General features: G+C 58.8%; 10 protein-coding genes. All 10 read right to left on the reverse strand.

All coding sequences use genetic code 11. The features are described 5' to 3' along the window. Positions 1–88 precede the first annotated feature (88 nt). Positions 89–1,042 (reverse strand): D-2-hydroxyacid dehydrogenase family protein, encoded by a 954-nt coding sequence (locus tag PMI22_RS03785; protein WP_007948612.1) that lies wholly within the window; start codon positions 1,040–1,042, stop codon positions 89–91. Positions 1,043–1,055: 13 nt separating this feature from the next. Continuing rightward, positions 1,056–2,081, reverse strand: a complete 1,026-nt coding sequence (locus PMI22_RS03780) for an alpha/beta fold hydrolase (protein WP_007948613.1) — start codon at positions 2,079–2,081, stop codon at positions 1,056–1,058. An 85-nt stretch (positions 2,082–2,166) separates the two neighbouring features. Further along, on the reverse strand, positions 2,167–2,601 hold the full coding sequence (locus PMI22_RS03775; protein WP_007948614.1) for a YqaA family protein: 435 nt from the start codon (positions 2,599–2,601) through the stop codon (positions 2,167–2,169). Next, the gene (locus PMI22_RS03770) at positions 2,601–3,047 is read right to left on the reverse strand and encodes a DUF411 domain-containing protein (RefSeq protein ID WP_007948615.1); all 447 of its coding nucleotides are present in this window, start codon (positions 3,045–3,047) and stop codon (positions 2,601–2,603) included. Before PMI22_RS03770 ends, PMI22_RS03775 begins: the two co-directional genes overlap by 1 nt. 203 nt (positions 3,048–3,250) lie before the next feature. Then, a complete protein-coding gene (locus tag PMI22_RS03765) occupies positions 3,251–4,186 on the reverse strand; it encodes a GNAT family N-acetyltransferase (RefSeq protein ID WP_007948616.1) in 936 nt (311 codons plus the stop codon). Next, entirely contained in the window at positions 4,186–5,475 is a 1,290-nt protein-coding gene (locus tag PMI22_RS03760) for an AMP-binding protein (protein ID WP_033049701.1), read from the reverse strand. The genes PMI22_RS03765 and PMI22_RS03760 overlap by 1 nt, the downstream gene beginning before the upstream one ends. A 53-nt stretch (positions 5,476–5,528) precedes the next feature. Then, positions 5,529–7,943: an acyl-CoA reductase gene (locus PMI22_RS03755; RefSeq protein WP_007948618.1), complete on the reverse strand. Its 2,415-nt coding sequence runs from the start codon at positions 7,941–7,943 to the stop codon at positions 5,529–5,531. Between the two features lies 1 nt (position 7,944). Beyond that, complete coding sequence (locus PMI22_RS03750) at positions 7,945–9,075, reverse strand: LuxE/PaaK family acyltransferase (protein ID WP_007948620.1); 1,131 nt, start codon at positions 9,073–9,075, stop codon at positions 7,945–7,947. Between the two features lie 21 nt (positions 9,076–9,096). Beyond that, positions 9,097–10,338: an MdfA family multidrug efflux MFS transporter gene (locus PMI22_RS03745; protein WP_007948621.1), complete on the reverse strand. Its 1,242-nt coding sequence runs from the start codon at positions 10,336–10,338 to the stop codon at positions 9,097–9,099. A gap of 31 nt (positions 10,339–10,369) precedes the next feature. Continuing rightward, positions 10,370–10,596, reverse strand: a 227-nt coding sequence (locus tag PMI22_RS32180) for a hypothetical protein (protein ID WP_238543983.1), incomplete at its 5' end; no start/stop codon positions are given.

Genomic DNA, 10,596 nt, shown 5'->3' on the forward strand with positions numbered 1-10,596 from the left:
GAACGCAGGCTTCGCCAGCTGCTACGGTTCGTGTTATCGCTTAACTGACTGGCATTAGGGCTTGCCCGCGAAGAACGATGACTCGGTATCAGGACAGAACCCGAATCGGTTTTCCCGCTGACCACCCCTGAATATCCTCGACCATCTGCGAAAAAAACAGCTGGTAGTTCTGCTGGCTCACGTACCCGACATGCGGCGTCGCGAGCACATTCTCCAGCGTCCTGAACGGATGATGTTCAGGCAACGGCTCCACTTCAAACACATCCAGGGCCGCCCCGGCCAAGCGATTCTTTTGCAGCGCCTTGACCAGCGCCGCCTCATCCACAATCGGCCCACGGGCGGTGTTGACCAGCTGCGCCGTGGGTTTCATCCAGCCCAGCGCCTGGGCGTCGACCAAGCCACGGCTGCGCTCACTGAGCACCAGATGCACCGACAGCACGTCGGCCTGTTCGAACAATTCCTGCTTGCTGACATAGGTCACGCCGACTTCGGCAGCCGCGTCGCTGGTCAGGTTTTCGCTCCAGGCAATCACCCGCATGCCGAACACTTGCCCGAATTGCGCGACGCGCTTGCCGATACTGCCGAGCCCTAGGATCGCCAGGGTTTTGCCGTGTAAATCCCCGCCGAGTCCTTGCTGCCATTGGCCGGCGCGCAAGGCGTTGGCTTCGACGACGAGGTTGCGGGTGGCGGCCATGATCAGCGCCCAGGTCAGTTCCGGCGCAGCGTGTTTGTAGCTGTCGGTGCCGCAGACTTGAATCCCCAACGCAGCGGCCGCTTTGAAATCCAGCGCCGCATTGCGCATGCCGCCGGTGACCAGCAGCTTGAGGTTTGGCAACCGGCGCAACAGGTCCTCATCGAACCGGGTGCGTTCACGCATCACGCAGATCACCTCAACGCTGCCCATACGCTTGGCCAGGGTTTCATTGTCGGCCGGGTAGTCGTGCACAAAACTCACCTCGCCAATGCTCTCCAGCGTCGACCAGTCCACCACGTCGCGCGCGACGTCCTGCCAGTCATCGATCACCGCAATCTGCACCGCCATCAGCCTTACCTCATCAATGAACCGGGTTGGTTTTGTTCAGCCAGTCGAGCAAGGCCTTGTGGAATTGCGCCGGTTCTTCCATTTGCGGCGCGTGGCCCATGCCGGGGAATTCGACCAGGGTCGACTGCGGAATCAGTTTTGCCACGTCCTTGCCCAGCACGTTGTAATGACCGAGTTTGCCCTTGACCTCGGGCGAGGCAATGTCACTGCCGATCGCCGTGGTATCGGACGTTCCGATCAGCAACAGCGTCGGCATCTTCAGGTCTTTGAATTCGTAATACACCGGTTGGGTGAAGATCATGTCGTAGATCAGCGCCGAGTTCCACGCGACTTGCGTATGCCCCGGGCCCTTGTTCAGGCCGGCCAGCATGTCGACCCAACGCTCGAATTCCGGCTTCCAGCGACCACCGTAATAGGTGTTGCGTTCATAGGTGCGGATGCCGTCGGCGTTGAGTTTGAGTTCGCGCTCGTACCATTGATCGACGGTGCGGTAGGGCACGCCGAGGGCTTTCCAGTCTTCCAGGCCAATGGGATTGACCAGCGCCAGTTGTTCGACTTGCTCGGGGTATTGCAACGCGTACCGGGTGGCGAGCATGCCGCCGGTGGAGTGACCGAGAATGCTGGCCTTCTGAATGCCGAGGGCCTTGAGCAGCTGCTGGGTGTTGGTCGCCAGTTGCTGGAAGCTGTACTGATAGTGGTCAGGCTTGCTGGAGGTGCAGAAACCGATTTGGTCCGGGGCGATGACTCGATAACCGGCCTCGCTGAGGGCTTTGATCGAGCTTTCCCAGGTCGCGCCGCAGAAATTCTTGCCATGCATCAGCACGACGCTGCGGCCGTTGGCCTTGCCATGGGCGGCGACGTCCATGTAACCCATTTGCAGGGATTTACCCTGGGAATCAAAGGCAAAGTGTTTGACGGTGTAGGGGTATTCGAAGCCCTGTAGTTCAGGGCCATATTCCGGCCCTTCGGCGTGGGCGACGAAGGGCAGAGCGGCGGTCAGCAAAAGGCTGGGCAACCAGCGGGAGAAGGCAAGGGGCATAGATGAACTCCGTAGGAAACCGGCCGATGCTGGATCGGCATGATTAGGGCGGCATTAAACACAGGCAATCGCCGTGCATGATCGTTCAACCCATCCAGCCCAGCGTGACCATGGCCAGCACGCCATAACGAGCACCCTTGGCCAGGGTCACGATCAGCAGGAATCGTCCCAAGGGTTCGCGCATGACGCCGGCCACCAGCGTCAGCGGGTCGCCGATGATCGGCACCCAACTCAGTAGTAAAGACCAATGGCCATAGCGCTGATAATGCTTTCGCGCTTGTTCCAGATGACTTGGGCTGACCGGAAACCAGCGCCGGTCGCGAAACCGTTCGAGGCCGCGTCCCAGCCACCAGTTCACCAGCGAACCGAGCACGTTGCCCAGCGTGGCAACGGCCAGCAGCGACCAGAGCCAATACTCGTCGCTGAGCAACAACCCCACCAGCACCGCTTCGGACTGCAACGGCAACAACGTCGCCGCACCGAACGCGGCGAAGAACAGCCCGAAGTAAGCACCGAACATCAATGGGCGGGGTAGTCCGCCACTACCACATCAGTACCGTCTTTTTTCAGGCCGATCACTTGGTAGGCATCGCTCATGCCGTCCATTTCCATCCCGGGCGAGCCCATGGGCATGCCCGGCGCGGCAACACCGAGCAGGTCGTCACGTTTGCTCAGGGCCAACACCTGGTCTGCCGGGACATGACCTTCGACAAACTTGCCGTTGATCACGGCGGTATGGCACGAAGCCAGACGCGGCGGCACGCCGTGCTGTTGCTTGAATTCGCTCATGTTGGTTTCGACACGGTCGTCTACCTTGAAGCCATTGGCTTCGAGGTGGCTGATCCATTTTTTGCAGCAGCCGCAGTTGGCGTCGCGGTGGACTTCGATGGGAATCAGGTCGGCGGCCTGGGCCAGGGAGGAGATCAGAAGGGCGCTCAGGGCGGCCAGACGCAGGTGGGTTCGCATGAGGAATCTCGATTCGGGTGGCGATTAAAAATGGGCATTCTGACCCGTTTAGCTTAGGGCGAGGGAGGAGGTTGTTTCTAAATTTTACAAGCCCCCTCGCCACAACGCGCTCTGCCATAGCGGGTCCGTTGGCCCATTCAGGTCGGAGAACGGGCCAGGCGCTGTTGCTAGCGGTCGAGCAACTTCATGACTTCACAAAGGATTCAAGCGGCTGATCGAGTGCTGTCCAGTGCCCTGATGTTGCGCTGCACGTCATCGTGCAACTGTTGCATGTCAGGGCAATGCAGGTTGAGGCTGCGCCGCTGCGCGCCCCGATGAAACAGGGCGAACCAGCCACAGTTGCGGTGCGCAGGCATCAATCCGGTGAAGGTGAAGCCGTGCCCTGTCAGACGGTGCAAGTCTTCGGCAAAGTGCCGCGACATTGCGAGTTTGACCGAGATCAGCCAACGACCGGGTAACCCCGAGAGCTGGTCCAGCAGTCGCTCGTTCAAGCGGTGAACGACGATGGCATAACGATGATGGTGCTGCCGGATGTGTACCGGTATCGAGAGCGGCGATGACTCGGTCCGAGAAGTCCCGAACACAGTGCTCAAGCGCTGCATCAAGCTGCGGCAACTCTCGGGCCACTGAATGTCAGGCAGCGCGCGCGAAGTGCCTTGGGCCACCTGACAACCGATCACGATGGTTTCCGGCAGCGACTCGCAGAAAGGCGACGGTACGTAGTCGGGGAGCAATCCCGTGCTGTGAAAGCCAATGCTTTGCGCCATGCGTTGTGTGTAGGGATGGTGGGTGACCTGTTTGATCAAGACACTGTTGAACCCCAGCGAACCCGCCTGCATCAGCAACTCCCGACTCAGGTTCGTCGCGATACTTTGCCTTTGTGCGGCAGGATGGACAACGCTGAGGGCCAGTTCCGGGGTATCCGCCAGCGGGTCCTTGCACAACGCGGCATGCCCAAGAACGCGTTGGCCGTCTACTGCCAGCATCGATGTCCAGCGGCCATCGGCATTGTGCTGGCTGATCATGTTCGGCAGATAAACATCCGGTTGAACGTAATGATCCCCGTAGACCACGCGAAACAATTGGCTCACAGCGTGGGCATCACCCGGCTGGTAGCGACGATAAACTAGGTTCGACATCACGCACGCTCCATTGAAGGCGTGTCATACACACGCAAGTCCAGGACGCGCATCTGCTTGCCGGATCGCGGGTGAAGTTGCAAATCGGTGGCCGCGCAAGGCAGCACACGCAACTCCAGCAGCCCCTCTCGACTCAGTTGCCCAATGCCGGGATAGTGCATGGCCAGCGCTTCATGCAACGCGCTGCAGACGGGGGCGGTGGCGGTTGATGACGTGTCAGGCACCCACTTCACAGTCACGATGTCTTTGTGTCCCTCTTGCTCGATCAACAACTGCCATTGATCGGTGTGAGCGATGCGCTGCACGATCAGCAGGATTTCGTCGATTAGTAACGACAGTGAACCCACCCGCACCCGCTGGCTGTGGGCGCTGCGTCCCTTGAGCGCGAATTTGCGCTTCGGTGCGGTGCTCGGTTCACGCCAGCAAGCGCGGTCGCCCACTGGATAACGCAGCAGCGGCATGAGCCGGCGAGTCAGGTTGGTGACGACCAGCAAACCCGTGCGATCACAGTCTTCTATGACTTCGCCGGTGAACTCATCGACGATTTCCAGCAACGTGTAGGGTTCAAACGCCCGGTGCTCACCCAGGGCGCAATCACGACTGCTGGCGCCGATCAGGCCGGCATCAACACTGGCGTAGCCGATGGAGGCAATGCGCACATTGGGAAACACCGTCTGGAGAATGACTATTTGCGCGGGGAACAGGCTTTCGCCGCCGTACAGCAACGTTTCAACTTCCAGCAGCACGCGCTGATGCTGGTGCAGGTAGGCGGCGAATCGCAACAACTGCGCCGGTACGCCAACCAGCACGTTGATCCGGTGCTGATCAATCGCATCGGCCAACACGTCCATGTCGACATTGCCGGTGAACGGGAACTCACAGATGGGCTTTTTGACGTGCGCCAGTGAGCCATGAATGAACACAAAGCTGGCGTAAAGATCGCCGGAAAAAAACAGATTGGCGACACGGTCACCATCCTCCAATTGAGAAGCAACACTGTCGCCGAATGTACTCACGAGTGTGAGCCATTCATTGCACGTATAAACACTGAGCTTTCCGTGGCTGGTCGATCCGCCGGTTTTAAATACCAAGCCGTTATCGATTTGCCCCGTCAGTACCGGCCAATGATTCAAGTCGTTACTGTCTGTCCAATAATCAATCACGCTGGTGATGGGTAGATCTTTTAAAGTGGTACCTTGTGCCGGAAAGTGTTGCAGCTGTTTGCGATAGAAGTTCGAGTGTTGCCTTATATAAGGCAAAAATTGTTCAAGCGAATAAAGGGTACTCACGGGATTCTCTTTTTTATCAGGCATGTCGCGGTTAAAAGACGAGGTGTATCTGATTAGCGGACTATTTGTACTCGGTGATCGATAACCAATGGGGTTTTACCGCTGTGTGCATTTCTTTTGAAATCGGATTCCGCGCACGGGTGAACTTCCACCGTTAAAAATAAATTGTTCACGGCGCTAGACAAGGCTTTATCGGTCAACAGGGATTGGCGAACGTTGCCACTGTCTGAACTGACGAAAACCCGCAGCCGTTCCAAACCGTTCGGCGCATGGTCCAGAAGCAGCTGAATCGGACTGCCGACACTCTCCTGTAGCGCTGTTGGCGAAATGAATTCCGTGCCTACCCGCAGCAGCTTGCCGTGGCGTTGCAGCAGTTCGAATCGCGGCGAGTCGAGTCCACAGGGGCAGGGGCCGGGAACCCAGCGACCGGTATCGCCCACATCATACCGGCGCACGTCCTGGCCTTGCCGTGCCCGGGAAGTGAACAGCAAACGACCGACTTCATCAGCCTGAACCGGTACATCCTGGTCCATCTGTACGATTTCCAGATGCTGGGTATCGCACATCAAATGAAACTCCCCGTTGGCCGTCGCCGAGCAGGCATGCCCAAGAGGGCCGGCGTCTACCGAGCCATAGATCGCCGAGCGAATCTGCGATACGCCACAGCTTTCCATCAGGCGCAGGCTGGCCTGTGCCGGATGTTCGCCACCGAGGAACACCTTGTGGATGCCGCCATAAGTGCGAAGACGCTCTTGCTCGTCGTAGAACAGGCGGTGCAAGGTACTGGGCATGCCGATCAATACAGTGACGCGGTGGTCGGCGATCATTTGCGCTATTTCGCTGAAGTCGTCATTCGGCGGTGCCCCCATGGGGAAATGAGTCACAGCCATCTGCTCAAGTACCTTGGTAAAACTGGAAAACCCGCCGTACAAGCTGCCGCCGTAAAACAGGTTCATCACCCGGTCTGTCGCAGGGTCGAGGCCGGCGGCGAACAGACCATCGGCCGCCGCGCGCATCTGCCGTTGGAAGTCGCGATAACTGAACCCTGCCAGCGCTGGCGTGCCGCTGCTTCCCCCCGAACGGAAATACAGCTGTGCCGTGGCACTGATGGGCTGTGTCATGAAGGCGGTTTTATCCATGATCGGCGCCAGGCGTGTATCAGGCGCGGCGGGTAGCGCGTCGAGGGTTGCCCGGCCAGCCACCGCATTCGGCGCCAGACTCACCGAGAGGCGGCGACTCAGGCGCGCCAATGCGTAAACACCGTCATGCGGCTCACCGGCGTAGCCGTCATGAATTGACCCGCAGGGCGCAATGCGCGTGACTCCCGCGTTGACCAGGGTGCGCACCAATTGCGGCGTTTGTGTCGCCGAACAGATCAACGCGCAGCTTTGCAGCACGTTACGCCACGGCAGGAGTGTCTGGGCGATCAGGGGGTGTGGTACGGGTTTGAGCAGCAGAGTACGAAATAGCGGAGACGGCGCCAGTGTTTGATGGTGCTCCCAGATAATTCGCCATCCGGCGCCGGTCCAGACCTGGCCGGCCTCGTTCGCAAAGCACTGATCCAGTCGCGCCATGGCGCTGCGGGTGGTGATTTCCGAGGCTTCCTGATCGCTTGGGGCCAGCGCCGGCCACTGGTTGGCGCGGCGTTTGAACGACTCGGCCAGTCGCTCCCCCAGGTCTTGCAAAACCGCCGGATCGTCACTGTCGACCAGCAACCATTGCGGGCTGGAGCAGGCTTGTTGGTCCAGACTGCAGACCTCATCCACCAACGCATCAAGCGTTGACATTGTGGCCGCCTCCGGCGACAGATAGGCGAAACTGATTCGGTGGCCCCAATCGATCCACCGACATCCGGCCGGGATGTGCTGACGAATGACTTTAAGCGCCTGTTCGCCGCCCCAGGCCGATACGCCATCGGCGTAAGCACAGAGTTTAGGGATCTGTGCGGTGTTGACGGGCAGCACCGCAATGAAATCGGCCAGCGTCTCGCTGGTGTCGCACTGCACGAGGGCCGCGAGTAACCGCGCGGTCAATCCTTCATCGCTGGAGCTGGGGCGAAGCCAGTTGACGTTGCCGGCCAGCAGGCTTTCAACGACCGCGCAGAACGCCAGCAACGGCGCATTGCCGGGCGTCACATGCACAACCAGTCCCAGCGGGTGCCAGCTTTCAAAGCGTGCTTGCTGGTAGTCGATACGCCGTAGCGAGCGGGGTTGCACGCCCAGTTCGCGCTCAAGCTTGGTGCTGAGGGTGCTGCGCTGGCAAAAGTCGATCAGCCCCTGGCGTTGTTCATCATCGAGCGGTAGATCGAGTCTGTTTGCCTGCAATTGCACAGCAAAGCGCGCGGCGGTTTCGATCACGGTATCGCTGTCGATCGGTGCATTCAGCAGCCGTGGCAGTTGTTGATGCAGCCCTTCAAGGGTTGCCTCAAGCGTGACATCGTCGCGCAGTTGGCCATTGATCAAGTACATGTCATGCCCCTTCAATCAGTTCGGACGCGGCCATCGCGCAGCTTCGGCTGGCGGTGGTTCCGGCGCGTCCATGCAGTTCAAACCAGTCGGTTGCCAGGCCGCACCCGCAGGTGGCGCCGGGGTGCAGCGTCGCCAGGTCACCCATCACCACGGCATGCGCCGGGCTTGAAGAAATGTACGGGGAGACGAACTCCAGCAAGCCACGCCGGCCATAGGGCTGGACGCTGAAATCGGCGGGATTGCGTACGAAAATCTTCGAATAAATCGGCACATGAAAGTGCTGTTGAGCACACTGGATGTAAGGCACGGCGTGCTCCACGGCGCCATAGCCATCCCGGCAGCGCGACAGCGCGATCCCCAATTGACGGTGGATGCGTTGATACAACTGCGACAGCGGAATCTCTTGTGCCGCCTGGGTTTTCCAGCCGCCTCCGAGAAACACCAATGACTCGGCCGGCAGCTTGAGGTCTGCAAGGCTCGTGTCGTCCATGTGCTGTAACACCTGGGACAGAAACGCTGGAAATCCGAGAATGCGCACGGGCAAGTCTTCTTCGGCGAATTCCTGCAAGGCGCGGACAACCCCAAACAGGTCGAAGGCGTGGCCTTTGCCGGTCAGGCGCAGCCCGTAGGCGACTCGATTCACCGGCGCATAACTGCACAGAAACTGATCGGTGTAGGCGGTCCCCAGGCTAATGGCCGCTTCGGGTTCATAGCTCAGCAGCAGGTAGTTGCAGGGGCTGTCGGGGGTGTCCCAGCCGAAGTACCGGAAAATGTGGCTGACCATGCCTTGCGCGGCGGCCATGCTGCGCGTGTCATAGCGCATGCGACTTTTCTGACCGCTGGTGCCGGACGATGTCAGCTCCAACGCACCTTCGCCCGAAGGACTCGACAACAGACGGCGCTTGAAATAATGGGCGAAAATCGGCGGCAGTCTTGACCAGTCATCCATCGCCTCCAGCGCCTTGGCATCAAGCCCATTGGCGTGTAGCCAGGGTTCATAGCCCGGCGTGTGCTGCAAATGGAACAGGCTGATTTCACGCATCGCCCGATCGAACAGGCCGTCGGGTACCGAATCCAGGCAATAGGGTTTCGCTAACGCGCAAAGCGCATCAGTGTGGGGTAAGTGGATCATCAAAGGACCTCTGCTCAGGGATCAGACGGCAAGCGCGGCAGGCTTGTGTCGCAGAAAAAAGCGCAAGGGAAGCAGGCACAAGAGCCCTGCAATACCCGCCATCAGGGAGAAGGATTCATGGCTGTTGCCGGCACCGGCAGCCGCGAGAATCGAACCGCCGCCACCCATGACAACGATCGAGATCATGCCGATCATGGCCGAGACCAGACCTTTACTGTCATCGCTGGTAAACAGCGCAAGGCGATACAGCGCGGCATTGCTCATGCCAAGGCCGACGGCGTAAAGCCCCAGGCATGCGATCAACAAAGGCGTCGAGGCGCCACAGACGCTGAGGGTGACCAATGCTACGAGCCCACCGCATAACGGCCAGAGCGCGTATCGAATCAATAGTGGCAGCTCAGTGTTGGCGATCAGTCGGTTGAGTATCAGGTTGCCAACAATGACAGCGGCAAACACCGGGATTTGCCACAGGCCGTACTCAAGCGCAGAAAATCCCAGGTTTTGCATCAGTAACAACGGCGCCAGCCCGATCCAGGCAATCAATGGCAGGCTCATCACCCCCAGCGCGACGGTGGCGCTCAGGAATCGCGGGTTGGTGATCAACGCGGTGTAACGGCGTACGGTGCCGCGCCATTCAAACGGTACCGCCATCAGGCGCTGACCGTCATGGCGCAACGTCCCCACGGTTTCCGGCATGAACATGTAAAGCCCTGCCCAGACCATCAAGGCGCCGATACCCAGCAGTAAAAACAGCTCCCGCCAGCTCAGCCACTCCAGCAACAGGCTGCCAAGCAATGGCCCAAGAAGGGGAGAAAGCAGGGCAACGTTCCCCAGCAGCGCCATGATTTTTACCGCGTCGGCTTCGCAGAACACTTCTTGCAAGGCCGGGTAGCTGACGGCAATAACAAACCCCAGTCCCATGCCCTGTATCAGACGTAATACGTTGAACATATAAATGTTTTTCGCACTGAAGGCCGCGCTACTGGCCACGGCAAATAACGCACAACCGAGGAGTAACATCTTGCGGCGGCCGAAGTGATCGGAGAGTGGACCGATAAGCCATTGTAAAAGTATGCCCCCCGCCAAATACAGATTGAAGGCAAAAGGAACGTGCCGCGCACTGGCATTCAGTTCATCAGTGACAGTCAACATCGCCGGCATAATCATGTCGCTGGCCATGTAAGTCAGTAGTTCGAATAATGTTATTGCGAGGCAAAAGCCGAGCAAGTGATGTGGGCTTATGTTGATTAATGGCTTATTCATGACATCCCTGTATTTTGCGCGTGTTTATTAATTAAGTTGTTGTGGCGCGGTAAGAGTATTCATCGAAGAGCAAGAGCTCCATTGAACGATTGAGACTCAAAGCTTCAATAAATTGCGCTATGTTTCGAGGTGTGGCGGCAGGAATGGAATAATTAATTGAGATGTGCGAAAAATGCCCGCACAGGGCGTAATGCCGATCAGTTAAGCCATAACGCGATCCGTAGCAGCTGGCGAAGCCTGCGTTCGGCTGCGTAGCAG

It is taken from the genome of Pseudomonas sp. GM21, from assembly GCF_000282215.1.
Classification (GTDB): Bacteria; Pseudomonadota; Gammaproteobacteria; order Pseudomonadales; family Pseudomonadaceae; genus Aquipseudomonas.

Bases quoted from the DNA above. Each gene is read 5' to 3' on its own strand.
- PMI22_RS03785 (WP_007948612.1), bottom strand. From the start codon at position 1,042: ATGGCGGTGCAGATTGCGGTGATCGATGACTGGCAGGACGTCGCGCGC.
- PMI22_RS03780 (WP_007948613.1), bottom strand. From the start codon at position 2,081: ATGCCCCTTGCCTTCTCCCGCTGGTTGCCCAGCCTTTTGCTGACCGCC.
- PMI22_RS03775 (WP_007948614.1), bottom strand. From the start codon at position 2,601: ATGTTCGGTGCTTACTTCGGGCTGTTCTTCGCCGCGTTCGGTGCGGCG.
- PMI22_RS03770 (WP_007948615.1), bottom strand. From the start codon at position 3,047: ATGCGAACCCACCTGCGTCTGGCCGCCCTGAGCGCCCTTCTGATCTCC.
- PMI22_RS03765 (WP_007948616.1), bottom strand. From the start codon at position 4,186: ATGTCGAACCTAGTTTATCGTCGCTACCAGCCGGGTGATGCCCACGCT.
- PMI22_RS03755 (WP_007948618.1), bottom strand. From the start codon at position 7,943: ATGTACTTGATCAATGGCCAACTGCGCGACGATGTCACGCTTGAGGCA.
- PMI22_RS03750 (WP_007948620.1), bottom strand. From the start codon at position 9,075: ATGATCCACTTACCCCACACTGATGCGCTTTGCGCGTTAGCGAAACCC.
- PMI22_RS03745 (WP_007948621.1), bottom strand. From the start codon at position 10,338: ATGAATAAGCCATTAATCAACATAAGCCCACATCACTTGCTCGGCTTT.